Origin of the sequence: Umezakia ovalisporum Ak1311 (genome assembly GCF_029891685.1) — a bacterium.
GTDB lineage: Bacteria > Cyanobacteriota > Cyanobacteriia > Cyanobacteriales > Nostocaceae > Umezakia > Umezakia ovalisporum.
Genome location: NZ_JANQDJ010000068.1, coordinates 128,645 through 144,826, shown reverse-complemented (window position 1 = coordinate 144,826; position 16,182 = coordinate 128,645). Strand labels below are relative to the sequence as shown.

The window sequence follows — 16,182 nt, the reverse complement described above, 5'->3', positions numbered from 1 at the left end:
CCCCCCTGTGTGAAGATACCTTCAATTTTCCCGTCTTTAAGCCACCTTTCGAGAGTTTTGGTACTGACTCCCAGTCTGGTAGCAGCGACTCTTGGAGGTACATAGTTTATTGGCATGGACTAAGTTTGTTACTTGTCCTACCATACTACAAAATGTCGGGGTATGTCTGACTATGTTAGGGTAAATTAAGTCCTATTTTTAACTCTCTATGTGCTATCGATATTGATGCTAAATCCTGTAAGTATCCTCATATTACATCAATAAACAAGTGTTTAAAATCAAACTTCAACTGTGCTAGACCTGTGAGAGCAGGACATTGAGGAAAATATTTGTCATAGTCACCATCGCCACAGTGAAGAGTATTGATTATGGGTAGAAAACTTGCTCCTGTGTTTTTTACTTGTGACTGAAAAAATTTGCTGGTACACCAAAGAACTTCGTGTCCACCCTCAATTAATTGTTGCGCTACAGGTAAGCATATTAAACCGGTTTTGGTGTTAACGATAGCAAAAAAATCTGTATCAAGCTTTACTAAAATTTCCGGAAAAAACCGTTAACGTAGTGAAGGCCATAAATGTAATTCAAGCTACAGAAAATGCGGCTAGAGCAGTTGCAGGCTTTTCTGGCCATCGCAGAAACAGGCAGTTTTCAACAAGCAGCCCGAAGATGTGGGGTCACCCAATCAACCATTAGTCGCCAAATTCAGTCTCTGGAAGCTGATATGGGCGTAGAACTATTTCACCGCACCAGTCACGCCAAGCTCACTTTAGGCGGTGAATGTTTGCTACCTCGTGTCCGGAGAATATGCCAGGAGTGGCAAACTGCGACACAGGAATTAACAAATTTAATCGCCGGGAAGCAACCGGAACTTTGTATTGCGGCAATTCATTCCCTGTGTGCTTCCTACTTGCCACCAGTGTTACAAAAATTTTGTCACGATTATCCACAGGTACAATTGCGAGTCACATCATTGGGTAGCGATCGCGCCCTAAAAGTCCTTAAAGATGGATTAGTAGATTTAGCTATCGTCATGAATAATCGCTTCTTAACCACTGGTAAAGAAATGGTAGTAGAACCACTACTAGAAGAACAAATAAAAGTACTGACAGCAGCCCAACATCCCCTGGCTCAATATGAAACTATTCCTTGGTCGGAATTAGTGCATTATCCCCAAGTAGTTTTCAAAGACGGTTATGGGATGCGGCGATTAGTGCAAGATAAATTTGAAAACTTAGGAGCGAAACTGCAAGCAGCTTTAGAAGTAAATACCTTGGATGCTTTTCGAGCAGTGGTGCGCCAAGGCCAACTGGTGGCTTTGCTACCTCACTCAGCACTCATAGAAGCTATTAACGACCCTACCCTTGCTGTTCGTCCTTTACCTGACAATTCTAATTTTACTCGTCAGGTGGTCATGGTAACAACTCAAGACCGTCTGCAAATCCCCCCGATCCAAAACTTTTGGCGACTGGTATGCGAACACATTCCACCGCGATTTCAGCCCCAGGGATCAGCTTCCTAAAGTATGATTGATTAGTCAAAACTTGACCTTTGACCAATGGGTGGCATGAGTAATGTATTTAGGGAACTACTAAAAAAAGTAGGTAGCGGAAACCATACAGCAGAGAATTTAACTCGTACTGAAGCGGCCACTGCTACTAAAATGATGCTGCTAGGTGAAGCCAAACCAGCACAAATTGGAGCATTTTTAATTGCTCACCGCATCAAGCGCCCCACCGGCGAAGAGTTAGCAGGGATGTTAGATGCTTATGAGGAGTTGGGGCCACAGTTACAACCAATCACTTCCCAACCCCCGGTGATGATTTTGGGAATACCTTATGATGGCAGAACCCGCACTGCACCAATAAGCGTAATAACAGCATTACTACTGGCCACCGTTGGACAACCAGTGGTGATGCACGGAGGCCATCGCTTACCCACAAAATATGGCTTACCCTTAATAGAAGTTTGGCAAGGCCTGGGTGTTGATTGGACTGCTTTACCACTGGCAAAAACCCAGCAAGTATTTGCACAAACCAAAATCGGTTTTGTTTATACACCTGTTCATTTTCCTTTAATTCAAGCTATGTGGGAATATCGCGACCAACTCGGCAAGCGTCCACCTTTAGCGACAATGGAATTAATTTGGTGTCCTTATGCTGGGGATGCTCATATTGTGGCTGGTTTTGTTCATCCGCCCACAGAAACAATGTTTCGGGTAGCGTTGAATTTGAGAAAAGTAGACAAATATACTTTTATTAAGGGATTAGAAGGTAGTTGTGATTTACCACGCGATCGCACCGCAATTATAGGGTTATCTCAAAGTTCTCTAGAAATACAAAGGTTGCTACTGTCACCCCATGACTATGGTATTACAAGCAAAAATGTCCCCTTGAACACCACGGCGGAATTACTAGACCAAATAAAACAAGTTGTAGCTGGTCAACCAGGAGAACTTATGCACACAGCTTTATGGAACGGGGGATTTTACCTGTGGCGGGCTGGCCTATGTTCAAATATGCAATCTGGTTTAACCAAAGCAGCAGAATTATTAACCAGTGGTGCGGTAGCTGCAACACTCCAAGAACTTCGCCAAGCATTGAAGATGAATTCCGAACCACCCCACCCATGAATCCAGAGCCTTCATGTAACTTCACCTTGGTAACCGCAGTCACATTGTGGAACTGAGCAGATCATTGTAGTGCCGTACTTCCAATGGGCAATTTTTTTCGTCCACAATGACTACCCTAGGTGAGTAATTGTTTAACTCCTCCACAGTGAACTGCCCGTAAGTCATTATAATCAAGCGATCGCCTGTAATCCCTAGACGTGCTGCCGCCCCATTTAACTCAATCACGCCGGAATGAGCTGGGGCTGGTATTGCATAAGTAATAAAACGCTCTCCGTTGGCATTGTTCACTACTTGAACTTGCTCGTAGGGTAAAATGCCAGCTTTGTCTAATAAAATTTTATCGATGCTGATACTACCAACATAGTTGATATTTGCCCCTGTGAGGGTACAATTGTGAATCTTTGCCAAAAGGACGGTACGTTGCATTTCTTTGATTTTTTTTTGGGGAGCACTTTTTGCAAATCGCAACCAGCCAAAGCTGTTTATGTTTCAACAAAGGTTTTCTACAGTTAGGAGTTAGAAGTTAGAAGTTAGAACTTAGAAATAAAAACTCATAACTCACAACCCATAACTCATAACTATTAAACTTTTACATTATGCTTTGGCAGCCTTGATGAATTTATCCACTAAAGCTGAAACCTGATCAACATCCTGCCAACCCAGAATTTGTGTTACCTTCTTTTCCAAATTTTTATAGCTACGGAAAAATTCGGCAATTTCCTCTAAGCGGTGTGGTGCTATGTCTTTGAGTGATTTTACTCCAGCGTAACGCGGATCTTTGTCAGGAACACAAAGAATTTTCTCGTCTCGATCGCCTCCATCAATCATCTCTAACATCCCAATGGGTCGTGCTGGAATGATACAGCCGGGAAAGGTTGGCTCATCCATAATTACCATTCCATCCAAAGGATCACCATCATCAGCTAAAGTGTTAGGTACAAAGCCGTAGTCATAAGGATATCGTACCGAAGAATAAAGCACTCTGTCTAGGGCAAAGCCTTGCAAGTCCTTGTCAAACTCGTATTTATTTTTACTCCCGCCGGGTATTTCAATTAAAACGTTGAGTATACCGGGTTTAGGTTGAGCAGGAATACGGGATAAATCCACAAACAAACTCCTCTGATAACAGTAAATTAGGTAGCACTGACTTTGGCTCCTTTTGTAGAATTTTAAAGCCAAGATGGACTTTCTTCCCAACATATTCAACTGAATTACTGTTTAACATCGCAAGTATGAGTCCAGTCCCAACAGCAAAAAGCGCTGTGAGAACCCCCCCAACGCTTTCTACCATTCACACATCTATAATTTGGTGAGAAACCAAAAAATTTGAAATCCTTATATCCGAATCAGTCAGAAGACAATAGAAATTCAGAGTTATGTCCTGGTAACTACACATCCAAAATATCAGATCACAATCTGTTTTCTCCTTTCTCGAGCTAACTTGTAGTGAAATGTTACTGCTAGCTGTTGTTTAATTTCCACTTCTTGGTAGTGTATAGGTTCGGGTTTGCTGGTTTGGAACATCGGTTGAATAGTGAGCAATAACAAACACAGGTACTGTTAGAGTCACTAGAGCGATCGCAGTTCCCACAATGTCTGCCAAACGATGGGAATATGTATCGGTAGGGCTGGCAGACTCGCTATTTGCATTCATACAAATTTGAAATTCGTCACTTTTTTTGTAGTTTTACTCTCTAGAGGAGAGTGTTGATGATATTCTAACTATTTTTTCACTGTCAACTATGTAGCATTCAAAAATTTCAAACACTTTGCCAATTCCCATAATAGCGGTTTATTAACTGCTGTTTTTGATACAAACTTACACAAACACATTAAAGTCTTGACTTTGGTAGCCAATGAGTGGGACTTCATAGCTGTAATTTCTTGTTCCTTAGTTAATAATAGGTTAAGCAAAGCAGCAAAAATTGTTTTTTTTGTTAGTGTACATAAAATACTCTATGAGTATAACATTTATTATAACTAGCTTAGTCAGACTAAATTCAGTAACAAATCACGAAAAATTACTTAATTCAAATGTTTTCATTGCAACAAAATCTAATTTAATTTATAGTATGGAAAATCCCACAACAATGATTCATTTACCCTAGGGAAAAACAAATTTGTTAATAGGCACAACCCAAAAAAATAAATTTTAAATAAAAAAAGTCAGTTTAAACCTGACTTTTAATAATTAATATTTCAAAATACAGCAGATTTCGTTCTTATGAAGTACAAATCATAATCATGAAACTTTTGTGGGGTGGGCATCTTGCCCGCCAATTGAAGTACAAATCATAGTTTAACTACCAGGGATAAGATTGTCACGCTTTTTTCTTATCTGTACATAGCATCTTTATCAGAAATGTTGATTGTTGAATGTCCAAGTTGTGCGTTGGTGATACAAAATTTGAGCAATTAATGACTCTATTCTTAATAGACAATGAACTTTATCTGGGTAAAAGGCAAAAATTGTAAATTCTTATTGCAGGATTCAACACTTGTGTTAATATTCACATATTGTCCCACCTTACTTTCCTTGACAAAGAGGTGAATAAAAACTTCAAATCCCCCTTAAAAAGCGTGGTTGAGAGGCATATATAAATATTAAATGCCTATTAAATGCCACAACAAAAACACTTCAGACATCCTCTCAGGATACTCAAATTATTACTAGGTATTAGTTTCAGCCCATACTTAGGCAAAAAAAGACACGAAAAAATCTATCATGGACAGGTAGCATAGCTTTCACCTCAAACCAACCCCCATGAAAAAGACAACTCCCACTAATTGTTCAGTTATGAACTTCGACCATAGGTACTCATCGGTTCTTTGAGAAAGCGAATGTAAAGATGTTTAAAAGTAGACTTAATTACACGAGGCATGGCAAAATCAATGGGCATTAACTTATCTGGCAATTGCCAATCCTCGATTTTGAGTAAATCAGGATGTAAATGAGGAAATTCTATGTCAGTCAATTCTGGACAAAAGCCCAGGCGTTGAGAGGCTGCAACTGTGGGGACTTGTTCAGGTTTGACCTTGAGGATTTCTACCATTGCCCTATCCAAGGCAAATACATCTGCTGCAGCTGCTAAAATCCCTAAATTACGAGGTTCGCCACCACTGGGGCCGTTACCTTCATGACCGATAATACCATCTAATATGGTCAAATTCGGGTTAATTGCTCTAGCAGTCTCTACTAACATCTCACCAAAGCGGTGAGGATCTTTGCCAGCTTCCATGTGCCACCAAGCTTTCATTTTACCTGGGACGCAACCAAAGAGATTTTTTACTCCCATTGTTAAAGTCAACTGCATATGTGATTTGACTTTGGGTAAATTAATTACTACATCTGCTTCCATGGCTTCTTTACACAGCCGCAGGTGATTAAAATCTTCATTGAGAGTTTGGTAACGCTTACCATGAAACTCAATGATGGGTATATTTAATTCTCGTAACAGTGGAACATAGCCGTTGGCTTCTGCTACTCCCTGGGCGCTACCAAAAGCGGGGCTATCGCCTAAAAATGGCTTACCACCAGCTTCTATGACCATCTGGGCAACTTCATAAACCAGTTCAGGGCGGGTTGTGCACTCCTTAGTAGGACGCGCACCTGTGAGAAGATTTGGTTTTAGTAAAACTCTGTTACCAGGTTTAACAAAGGCAGACATCCCCCCAAAAGGTTCTAGCAAAGTAACTAAAGATGCTTGCAAAGCCTCGCCTTCGTAGGAAGTAGCCCGAATGAAACTGACAGATGGTTTTTGAGTCTGCATGGATAATAAAGTGTATTAATATACCCCCAATTATATAAACAAAATCTATTTTCCGACGAGCCATTTTGTCAAAGTGGAAAAGCCTTTATTGACACTCCCCGGACTAAAGCCACCGAGACTCTACCAGAAGTGTTGAATCCTGGGATAAAAATTTACAATTTTTGCGTTTTACCCAGATAAAGTTCATTGTCTATTAATAATAGAGTCATTAATTGCTCAAATTTTGTATCACCGACGCACAACTTGGACAGTCAACAGTCAACAATCAACAGTCAGAGTCATTAATTGCTCAAATTAGGTTTTTGGTTCTTACCGTGTTGTTTGGTGTAGATTCCACGTTGAGGATTTACCCGCTTTCCCCGTTCCCTATTATTTTCCATTTCCATATTTGATAAAAAATTTTCAGGAATCCATAGATAAATTTGTGAAGACTAACTCATAGGGTAATTAAATGCTGTCAGATGATACCAAAACCACGTTATAATCTGACAGGAAATTATCTGATGATAAGCTTTACGTCAAAAGATATAATCCATGCTATAAAAATTGCTATGTCTGCTGTTTAGCCTTAGCGTAAGTTTTTGCATGGATGCTAGGAAAGAGGAACAACTACAGCTAATTGCTAACCTAATAGAGTTTTAAAAATGAGTATGTCTGAACATCATCGTGGAGTTTGGATTTGGAATCTGTCAAAAATTCGTTCAGATTATTTAGAACAGCTGGACAAATGTCATGTAAAACGTATTTATCTTAAAGTATTTGACGGCAAAAGAAATCAACAACAAAACCCTACATTTTGGGATTGGCAATGTTCCCCACAAATAGTTCAAAGTTTCAAATCTCGTGGAATTGAAGTTTATGGATGGGGATACCATTATGGAACATCTGATGTGGAACAACAAGTAGAAAAAGTCAAGCAGGCTCTTGATTGTGGCTTAGACGGGTATGTTCTTGATGTCGAAGAGGAAGTAAAGGATGAAAGCACTCACCCCTATGTAGAAAAACTTCTGCTTGCATTGCGACCTTTAGTTAAAAAAGGATCTCTTGGATATACCAGTTTTGGTTATCCTGAATTTCATCGTCAGATTCCTTGGGGAATATTAGACAAGTATTGTGATATTGCTTTGCCTCAAATATATTTTGAAAAGTTTAGTTTTCGACCTACTACCCAAGAAAAAGTGGAGGCTTGTTTAAAGGCACACAAGCAACTTGGCTTAACTAAACCAATTCTACCAATTTGGGGTTCTGAAGCTGATGCCAACAATCCCGCCACCGCCGCCGAACTTCAAAATTATCTGAATCAATATTCAGGATCATCCATTTGGCGTATTCCTAACACAGATGAAAGGGGTGAGGCTTGGAACTTAAAATATATACCTGAAGATAGTAATTTACCTGTACCTACCTCCACCCTTCGTAGAGGTAGTAAAGGCTCAGATGTAGAGACGCTACAAAAATTATTGAATGAGAAAGGTTTTAATGCAGGACAAGTAGATGGAGATTTTGGTCCCCAAACTGAAGCTGCTGTGAGAAAATTTCAAACTCAAGCACGTATCGAAGTAGATGGGATAGTTGGATTTCAAACTTGGCAAGCTCTTGGTGACAAATCTACAAACCCTAATAATCCCAATGGAACTGGATTGATAAGCTTGAAGAATATTCCCAATAAAGAAATTCAAGGCTTTTTCTTTCCAAGTGATAACCCATTTGCTAAGACTGCAATTTCCTCTAATCCTAAACGGTGGATAGGAGAACCTGGACAACGAGCGCGGTATCTTCAAGATGAGGATATGCCTGTTGTGGAAAATCCGCAAGTCCGTTCTCCTGAGCAAATTCGTCAAGTTATAGATTATTTGAACGTTGCAGACCCTCAGAATAAACGATACTGGCCTCAAGGTGGTGAAACTTACTGCAATATATTTGCCAGAGATGTAATGCGTTGTTTGCGTGCGCCCTTAACTCATTGGGTGGGTAAAAAAGAACAAGGAGCAAATGAGATGTATGACTGGTTGAATAACCCTACCAATGGATGGAAAAGTGTCAGTGTAAATATAGCTATATCTTCAGCAGCACAAGGGATTCCAACTTTAGTTTGTTGGAAAAATCCTAGAGGTATTGGACACATAGCTGTAGTACGTCCAGAACCAGGTCAACCTAATAACCCGCGAATTGCTCAGGCTGGTGCGAGAAACTTTGCTAATAATTTAATGACAGAAGGATTTGGTTCTCGGAAAGTAGGCTATTTTATCTACAAAAATTAGAAACAATTTCTTATGTTACCCCTTGAGGGTGACAGTGGGAACGAGTGGGTGTCCCGTCATTCAATAGCTCGTGGGGAGTGGGAGCTTATTAGGGTAAATGAAACTTACCTAGTAAGTTGAAACCCCCCGGATTCATATTGGGGGAGATGTGAGGCTTCTTGCTGTAGAAGTTAAGGAGACGTTGTATGCAACGTCTCTACATTTTTTTTCAGATTTTTGAGAAATATTGATTAACAATTACTTAAGAGGAACAATGGCGCTCATTTGTTCTAAGTTTAAAACTGTTGCTAATTCTGCTTCGGTCATTAACCCTCGTTCTAATACAATTTGTCTGAGAGATTTACCAGTTTCTAAAGATTCTTTTGCCACAGATGCTGCATTTAAATAACCAATGTGGGTGTTCAGTGCTGTCACTAATGCTAAACTGCCTTCGGCATAAGCTAAACAACGTTCTTTATTGGCGGTAATTCCTTGAATACAGCGTTTGGTAAGGGCTGCGATGGTATTACCCAGAATTTCAATGCTGTGAATCAGATTATAGGCAATTAGGGGCATCATGACGTTTAATTCTAATTGTCCAGCTTGGGCGGCTAAAGCGATGGCGTTGTCGTAACCCATGACCTGAAAACATACCATTGATGTCATCTCTGCCATGACTGGGTTATATTTACCGGGCATAATTGAGGAACCAGGTTGGACTGGGGGTAGTTGAATTTCTTTTAAACCTGTTTTAGGGCCCGAGTCCATTAACCGCAAATCATGGGAGATTTTAGCTAAATCTTGAGATAAGTTACGTAAAGCCCCGGAAACATTGACAAAAGGTGCCATACTCTGCATTGCAGCCATTAAATGGGGTGCAGGTTCTAAGGGTGTTTCTATCAGTTGGGAAATCACTTCTACAACACGGGGGCGATACTGGGGATGAGTGTTCATCCCAGTACCAGCAGCACTACCACCTAAACCCAACACCATTAAATCTCCACAGGCTGTGTAAATGCGGTTTTGGTGTTCTGATAATATATGTGCCCAAGCTCGGAAATTCTCACCTAAACGCACAGGTACAGCGTCTTGTAAATGGGTTCTACCTGATTTGACTATATCTTGAAATTCTTCTGCTTTGCTTTCCAAAGCCGCCATGGCTTTTTCTAATGCTGGCTGTAAAGTATGAGTAAGTGCTAATAACCCGCCAATGCGAATTGCTGTGGGAATCACATCATTGGTGGACTGTCCGTAATTTACATGGTCATTAGGACTAACCCGTTGATAATTGCCTTTTTCTTCACCGAGAATTTCTAAGGCGCGATTTGCCAAAACTTCATTGACATTCATGTGGTGAGAAGTTCCAGCTCCAGCTTGATAAACGTCTACCACAAATTGATCCCGTAATTTACCAGTGAGTGCTTCATCGGCTGCTTGCACAATTGCTTGACTGATATCTAGAGGAATGCAACCCAATTCTCCGTTGACGATAGCAGTAGCTTTTTTAATTATTAAACAAGCATCTACGTAAGTAGGTAAGGGTTTGATGCCGCTAATATCAAAGTTTTCTATTGCCCTTAGTGTTTGAATACCGTAATATGCACTACTAGGGATTTGGCGATCGCCCATGGAATCGCGTTCAATACGAAAATCTGTATTTTCAGTCATAGTATTGTTGGAATCATCTCAAAATACAGATCATGCCATGCAAGTAGACTAAAAACCTATTTTGGTGATATTTTGTTTCGCACCACAGACAAGGGGAACAGGGAACAGAGAATAAATTGCTGTGTACTTCATTACATTGGGAAACGCTCTAATGATTTAGATAATCAAAGTCATATCCTGTCCTTGGTTAATTGACCTAGAAGAATATAATGTTTTAGTTGATTCCTATCAGCAGGAAAGAATATTCTTAGAAGCTGAACAAGATATATTACTAGTACCGCAATTAGTGAGTGATTTACCCTTGACATTAGGGGAATTATTTGATTATCTCAAACTATTATTTCAAGTCATGAATTTACCCAACGCCATTACTTTTTCTCGACTTTTGGGCATACCATTTTTATTGTATGGATTGTATAATCCCACACCCCAAGCCAGATGGATATGTTTGACAATATTTTTAGTTGCGGCGCTGACTGATTGGTTAGACGGCTATTTAGCCCGTAAACTCAACCAAATTACTGATTTGGGTAAATTTCTTGATCCCTTGGTGGATAAATTCCTCGTACTTGCGCCGTTGTTGGTGTTAGTGGAATTGCAAAAGATTCCCGCATGGGGGGTATTTGTAATTTTAGCCAGGGAATTGGCTATCGCGGGTTGGCGGGTAAATCAAACCACCATTACAGGGGCGAATATTTGGGGTAAACTCAAAACTGTGAGTCAAATCATCGCTATATCCCTGTTAATTGCACCTTTATCACTAGCCTGGCAAGTCCCTACATTAACTGTTTTCTGGCTATCTGTTGCCTTGACGGTGATATCAGGATTAATATATATTGTGCCACAAAAGATAAACTTTATTCAATGATGATGATAAGAATTGGCTTTCCCAAGGGTAAAACAGGAAAGCCAAGAAGCTAAACTCCGGAACTTCGGCACAGAGTTAGAAAACTTCTAAACACCTTGTAAAATCTGTTCATCCATAGAAAAATCAACTTCAGCTTGGTCCCGGCCACTGGGGAGATAATCGTTTTCTAGAGAATTAGCCAGCCCGGAAACTAAATCATATTCGGGTTGCCAAGCTAATTCTGTCATGGCTTTATTTACTGATGCGAAGAAATGCTGCACTCGCATGGGAAAAGCTTTACCCTTGCCAAAATCAAATTTTTTCGGGTCGTAGTGGACAATTTTCACCACTTCGGGTGATTTACCACAAGCAACAGCACAAGCACGGGCTAAACCATCAAAAGTCACAAAACGATCACCAGAGACATTATAAATTTGTCCAATGGCTTGTTCATTGCCGATGACCTTGGACATGGCTGTGGCTAAATCTTTTACATGACCTAACTGAGTGATGTGCAAGCCATTACCAGGAATGGGAATTGGGCGATCGCGAAGGATTCTATCAAAAAACCAGCTTTCCAAATCGTTATAGTTAAGTGGTCCGTAAATATAAGTGGGGCGAATGGAAGTAAAGGGTAAATTGTGTTGAGTCAGATAAGCTTCTGTTTCATACTTACCTAGGTGACGACTTTTCGGGTCCACTGCATCACCTTCTATGTGAGGTAATTGGTCAGATTTGAGATACACCCCGGCAGAACTCATATACACAAAATGTTGCACTTTGTCTTGAAAAATTTCCGCCAGTGGTTTAGTGTCACTTAGTTCCCGTCCGTTATTGTCAAAAATGACATCAAATCTTTCTGATGATAATTTTTCTTTTAGTTGGGTAGCGTCAGTGCGATCGCCCAGAATTTGTCCTACTCCTGCTAAAGCAGGTACGGGACGATTACCACGATTGAACAGTACCACCTCATGCCCTTGCTCTACCAACAATCCAGTGAGGTAAACACCAATAAACCTCGTACCACCCATGATTAAAATTCGCATAAATTCCCAGTCTTTAATTTTTATCTGTTGTCAAATAGTAGCGAGGGGGAGGAGAAGCTAGGGAGTCAGCCAAAATTGTGCTATTCTCCATTATCCGTTCCCCAATTTGAGGGTATCAGGTTGCAGTGTTCATCTGGAACCTTTTTTGAGATAATTACGTCTTCTGTTTAATCTAAGGCAGTTCCCATTGATTGTTCGCTAAAAAACTTTTCAGTTAACCCCGTCAATTGCTAAGTTTTTTCTACCTATTAAAGTTAGCTGTGCCCTTGAAATACGCGTTAGTTCATGAGTGGCTCACACCGAAAGCCACAGGCGGTTCAGAGCTAGTTGTGCAGGAAATTCTGAATCATATTGATGCTAATTTATATGCCCTCATTGATTTTGAATCCAGCAATTCTGAAAGTTATTTATATAAACGTCACATCGGCACAACGTTCCTGCAACACTGGCCCTATGCCCGTAATGGTGTACAAAAGTATTTGCCTTTGTTGCCATTGGCCATTGAACAATTGGACTTACGTGAGTATGACGTAATTCTGTCTTCATCTCACGCTGTTGCCAAAGGAATTTTGACAACTCCCGATCAGTTGCATATCTGTTACTGCCACAGCCCCATGCGCTATGCTTGGGATCTGACCTTCGATTATTTGCGCCAAAGTCCCTTGGGACAGGGTATGGCTGGATGGGTAACTCGGTATTTATTGCATCGCTTGCGCCAGTGGGATGTATTGAGTGCTAATCGCGTTGATTACTTCATTGCTAATTCCCACCACACAGCTCGTCGCATTTGGCGTTGCTATCGCCGAGAAGCAACAGTTATTTATCCCCCAGTCAATATCGATAACTGGCCATTTTTCTCTCAAAAGGAAGATTTTTATCTCACTGTTTCCCGCTTAGTCAGTTATAAGCAAGTATGTTTAATTGTCAAAGCTTTTAATCAATTACAACTACCATTGGTAATTATTGGTACAGGCACGGAAATGGTAAAGATTCGCAGTATGGCAAGTTCTAATATCCAAATACTGGGATGGCAACCTGATAATGTGGTAAAAAAATATATGGCTAGAGCTAAAGCATTTGTTTATGCAGCTTGTGAAGATTTTGGCATTGCCTTAGTGGAAGCACAAGCTTGTGGCACTCCAGTAATTGCTTACGGTGGGGGAGGTGCTTTAGAAACAGTGCGGGATTTACGTTCTTGTCTGGATACAGCAACGGGTATATTTTTTGGTACACAAACAGAAGCAGCTTTAATGGAGGCGGTGAAAAAATTTGAAATTTATCAAAATGCTTTCAATCCTGAGTATGTGCGATCGCACGTTTCCCAGTTTTCATCGTCGGTTTTTGCCGAGCGGTATCTCAAATTTATAGATCAATGCAACAAAGAAAAAACATCTTCAAGGCCATGAACCAAATTTAATCACTTGTTTTGTGGGCTTTTGGCAATTTATTCCCAGAAGCAGTTCATTTTAGCTTTAAGATTGGGACTATGTGTGGTGTGGATTATTAAGGAGTATAATGACTGCCCAGAGCTCACTCCTCTCCGGAAAGCGAGGCCAACCCTTGAGGAATGGCAAAGCCCAACGGCAAAATACTAGCGCGTCTACGCGCACTTTTTTGAGTGGCAAACAAAAAACAAAAGCCCCCAGGCTCAAACCTACAGGTTTTTCTTTTCAGGCTTTAAACGGAGAGTTCGCTAAACGACTGTTTGATATAGTGTTTTCCCTGTTGGTATTGATTTTGTTTTTCCCAGTTTATTTAATTCTGTCCTTGCTGATTGCTTGTAGCTCGGAAGGACCGATTTTTTATGTCCAGAAGCGTGTGGGCAAAAACTATAAGACTTTTAACTGTATTAAGTTCCGGACAATGGTGACCAATGCAGATGAAATCCTAATACAAATGATGGAAACCTCTCCCCAGTTACGGCAAGAGTTTGAAAGCAGCTTTAAATTGAAGCAAGATCCCCGCATCACGAAAATAGGTCGATTTTTGCGAATTACCAGCTTGGACGAATTTCCTCAATTCTGGAACGTTCTCAAGGGAGACATGAGCGTTGTGGGTCCGCGCCCTTTAGTGACTTCAGAACTGCCAAAATATGGTTGTCACATTGACCATATTTTAACAATCCGTCCAGGAATTACTGGATTATGGCAAGTTTCTGGACGTAATGACATTCCTTACCCAAGAAGAGTGCAAATAGACCTGCACTATGTGAAATTTAGGAATCTTTGGCTTGATTTATGGATAATCTTGAAAACAATTGATGTAGTTATTATGCCCAAGAATAAAGGGGCATACTAAAGAGGTAAGGCGTCGGCTAGCAGGGGGTGAGGCCATGGGAAATCCTTTACCCCCACTGTTATAATCTGAAAAAATTAGACATGATTAATAATTCATGCCTGATATTAGGGAATTGATTTAAAGCTAATATATATAAGGACCTGCAGAAATCTTGACTGTTGACTGTCCAAGTTGTGCGTCGGTGATACAAAATTTGAGCAATTAATGACTCTATTCTCAATAGACAATGAACTTTATCTGGGTAAAAGGCAAAAATTGTAAATTTTTATTCCAGAATTCAACTCTTCTGAAAGACCTGTAAATAAGTTTTGGGATAAAATCGTATATAAAATTTATACAACATAATAATAAATATAATAATAAATATAAATAAAAATAAGATACATGAGCTTGCTTTTGAGTTAAACTGCTTAAAACAAATTGTAACATTAGTGTTTACTAGATTTAGTAATGGACAACCTCTGTTAACAGTTTCCACTGTTAGGTTTACCATCAAACAGTGTAGTGTTTAGCTACTAGTTTGTCAAAATAAACATGTATTTCCATGTAAATACATTGTCAAAAAAAACAAAGGAAAATTGAGATGACCCAAAGGAAGCGCGCGTTAATTACCGGTATTACAGGTCAAGATGGTTCATACCTGAGTGAGTTTTTGTTGGAACAAGGTTACGAGGTACATGGTATTATCCGCCGGACTTCTACCTTCAACACAGACCGCATTGATCATATGTATGAAGATCCTCACAAACAAGGAGCGCGGTTATTTCTTCACTACGGTGACTTGACAGATGGTACAACTTTACGCCGTATTTTAGAAGAAGTAAAGCCCACGGAAATTTATAACTTGGGTGCTCAATCTCATGTGAGAGTTAGCTTTGACTCACCGGAATATACCGTTGACTCCGTAGGAATGGGAACCTTACGTTTACTGGAAGCAATTCGCGATTACCAGCAACGTACGGGAGTACAGGTGCGTTTCTACCAAGCAGGTTCCTCAGAAATGTTTGGTTTAGTGCAAGCAGTACCTCAAAACGAAACAACCCCTTTTTATCCCCGCAGTCCCTATGCTTGCGCTAAAGTTTATGCCCATTGGCAAACAGTGAATTACCGCGAGTCTTATAATTTATTTGCTTGTAATGGCATTCTATTTAACCACGAATCACCACGTCGCGGTGAAACTTTTGTAACCCGTAAAATTACGATGGCAGTTGCAAAAATTGTAGCTGGTAAACAGAAAAAAGTTTATATGGGTAATCTGGATTCCAAACGAGACTGGGGCTATGCTAAAGATTACGTACGGGCAATGTGGTTGATGTTGCAGCAAGACCACCCTGAGGACTACGTGATTGCCACTGGTGAAACTTACTCCGTGCGCCAATTTTTGGAAAAGGCATTTGGTTGTGTCAACCTCAAGTGGGAAGATTATGTTGAGTTCGACGAGCGCTATATCCGTCCTGCAGAAGTGGATTTGTTAATTGGCGATCCTACTAAGGCAAAACAAAAGTTGGGTTGGGAACCATCAGTTACCTTTGACGAGTTAGTAGCTTTAATGGTAGAAGCAGATTTAAACGCATTAGGTCAGTGTTCACCCAGTGGCAATGGTACAGTTGCTAATGATATCGCCACTATTCGTCAAGAGCTGGGGTCTCTCCACTTTTGATTTATCGGCAGACAATAAAATTAT

13 protein-coding genes are annotated in these 16,182 nt (G+C 40.3%); 7 read left to right on the top strand and 6 right to left on the bottom strand.

All coding sequences use genetic code 11. The features are described from left to right. Positions 1–595 precede the first annotated feature (595 nt). Together NWP25_RS13395 and NWP25_RS13390 are read left to right on the top strand one after the other, a co-directional pair. Positions 596–1,519, top strand: coding sequence for a LysR family transcriptional regulator (locus NWP25_RS13395; protein WP_280651114.1), 924 nt, complete (start codon positions 596–598; stop codon positions 1,517–1,519). A 45-nt stretch (positions 1,520–1,564) separates the two neighbouring features. Beyond that, positions 1,565–2,629, top strand: coding sequence for an anthranilate phosphoribosyltransferase family protein (locus NWP25_RS13390; protein ID WP_280651113.1), 1,065 nt, complete (start codon positions 1,565–1,567; stop codon positions 2,627–2,629). 39 nt (positions 2,630–2,668) lie between these two features. On the opposite strand, the gene panD is transcribed toward NWP25_RS13390, so the two are convergent. The 4 genes from panD to NWP25_RS13370 all read right to left on the bottom strand — a co-directional run bounded on the left by panD (position 2,669) and on the right by NWP25_RS13370 (position 6,399). Beyond that, positions 2,669–3,055 (bottom strand): aspartate 1-decarboxylase, encoded by a 387-nt coding sequence (gene panD, locus NWP25_RS13385; RefSeq protein ID WP_280651112.1) that lies wholly within the window; start codon positions 3,053–3,055, stop codon positions 2,669–2,671. A gap of 168 nt (positions 3,056–3,223) precedes the next feature. Then, positions 3,224–3,736, bottom strand: coding sequence for an inorganic diphosphatase (locus NWP25_RS13380; RefSeq protein WP_280651111.1), 513 nt, complete (start codon positions 3,734–3,736; stop codon positions 3,224–3,226). 364 nt (positions 3,737–4,100) lie between these two features. After that, entirely contained in the window at positions 4,101–4,283 is a 183-nt protein-coding gene (locus NWP25_RS13375; RefSeq protein ID WP_280651110.1) for a hypothetical protein, read from the bottom strand. Positions 4,284–5,424: 1,141 nt separating this feature from the next. After that, positions 5,425–6,399 (bottom strand): DUF362 domain-containing protein, encoded by a 975-nt coding sequence (locus NWP25_RS13370; protein WP_280699570.1) that lies wholly within the window; start codon positions 6,397–6,399, stop codon positions 5,425–5,427. A 644-nt stretch (positions 6,400–7,043) separates the two neighbouring features. Here NWP25_RS13370 and NWP25_RS13365 point away from each other — a divergent pair. Continuing rightward, positions 7,044–8,660 (top strand): peptidoglycan-binding domain-containing protein, encoded by a 1,617-nt coding sequence (locus NWP25_RS13365; RefSeq protein ID WP_280651108.1) that lies wholly within the window; start codon positions 7,044–7,046, stop codon positions 8,658–8,660. Between the two features lie 237 nt (positions 8,661–8,897). On the opposite strand, the gene NWP25_RS13360 is transcribed toward NWP25_RS13365, so the two are convergent. Then, positions 8,898–10,307, bottom strand: a complete 1,410-nt coding sequence (locus NWP25_RS13360) for an aspartate ammonia-lyase (RefSeq protein ID WP_280656436.1) — start codon at positions 10,305–10,307, stop codon at positions 8,898–8,900. A 349-nt stretch (positions 10,308–10,656) separates the two neighbouring features. On the opposite strand from NWP25_RS13360, the gene pgsA reads away from it, so the two are divergent. Beyond that, positions 10,657–11,175 (top strand): CDP-diacylglycerol--glycerol-3-phosphate 3-phosphatidyltransferase, encoded by a 519-nt coding sequence (pgsA, locus tag NWP25_RS13355; protein WP_280699576.1) that lies wholly within the window; start codon positions 10,657–10,659, stop codon positions 11,173–11,175. Between the two features lie 86 nt (positions 11,176–11,261). Here pgsA and NWP25_RS13350 read toward each other — a convergent pair whose 3' ends face one another. Beyond that, positions 11,262–12,200 (bottom strand): NAD-dependent epimerase/dehydratase family protein, encoded by a 939-nt coding sequence (locus tag NWP25_RS13350; protein WP_280651106.1) that lies wholly within the window; start codon positions 12,198–12,200, stop codon positions 11,262–11,264. Between the two features lie 260 nt (positions 12,201–12,460). Here NWP25_RS13350 and NWP25_RS13345 point away from each other — a divergent pair, with 260 nt between their 5' ends. The 3 genes from NWP25_RS13345 (at position 12,461) to gmd (ending at position 16,158) form a co-directional block, all read left to right on the top strand. Further along, a complete protein-coding gene (locus NWP25_RS13345; RefSeq protein WP_280651105.1) occupies positions 12,461–13,606 on the top strand; it encodes a glycosyltransferase in 1,146 nt (381 codons plus the stop codon). A 109-nt stretch (positions 13,607–13,715) separates the two neighbouring features. Continuing rightward, positions 13,716–14,498, top strand: coding sequence for a sugar transferase (locus NWP25_RS13340; RefSeq protein ID WP_280651104.1), 783 nt, complete (start codon positions 13,716–13,718; stop codon positions 14,496–14,498). A 583-nt stretch (positions 14,499–15,081) separates the two neighbouring features. Further along, positions 15,082–16,158, top strand: coding sequence for a GDP-mannose 4,6-dehydratase (gmd, locus tag NWP25_RS13335; protein WP_280651103.1), 1,077 nt, complete (start codon positions 15,082–15,084; stop codon positions 16,156–16,158). Positions 16,159–16,182 lie beyond the last annotated feature (24 nt).

What these genes read in the sequence shown, in the direction of transcription:
- NWP25_RS13395 (WP_280651114.1), top strand. Translation starts at nt 596, where the DNA reads ATGCGGCTAGAGCAGTTGCAGGCTTTTCTGGCCATCGCAGAAACAGGC.
- NWP25_RS13390 (WP_280651113.1), top strand. Translation starts at nt 1,565, where the DNA reads ATGAGTAATGTATTTAGGGAACTACTAAAAAAAGTAGGTAGCGGAAAC.
- panD (WP_280651112.1), bottom strand. Translation starts at nt 3,055, where the DNA reads ATGCAACGTACCGTCCTTTTGGCAAAGATTCACAATTGTACCCTCACA.
- NWP25_RS13375 (WP_280651110.1), bottom strand. Translation starts at nt 4,283, where the DNA reads ATGAATGCAAATAGCGAGTCTGCCAGCCCTACCGATACATATTCCCAT.
- NWP25_RS13370 (WP_280699570.1), bottom strand. Translation starts at nt 6,399, where the DNA reads ATGCAGACTCAAAAACCATCTGTCAGTTTCATTCGGGCTACTTCCTAC.
- NWP25_RS13365 (WP_280651108.1), top strand. Translation starts at nt 7,044, where the DNA reads ATGAGTATGTCTGAACATCATCGTGGAGTTTGGATTTGGAATCTGTCA.
- NWP25_RS13360 (WP_280656436.1), bottom strand. Translation starts at nt 10,307, where the DNA reads ATGACTGAAAATACAGATTTTCGTATTGAACGCGATTCCATGGGCGAT.
- pgsA (WP_280699576.1), top strand. Translation starts at nt 10,657, where the DNA reads ATGAATTTACCCAACGCCATTACTTTTTCTCGACTTTTGGGCATACCA.
- NWP25_RS13350 (WP_280651106.1), bottom strand. Translation starts at nt 12,200, where the DNA reads ATGCGAATTTTAATCATGGGTGGTACGAGGTTTATTGGTGTTTACCTC.
- NWP25_RS13340 (WP_280651104.1), top strand. Translation starts at nt 13,716, where the DNA reads ATGACTGCCCAGAGCTCACTCCTCTCCGGAAAGCGAGGCCAACCCTTG.
- gmd (WP_280651103.1), top strand. Translation starts at nt 15,082, where the DNA reads ATGACCCAAAGGAAGCGCGCGTTAATTACCGGTATTACAGGTCAAGAT.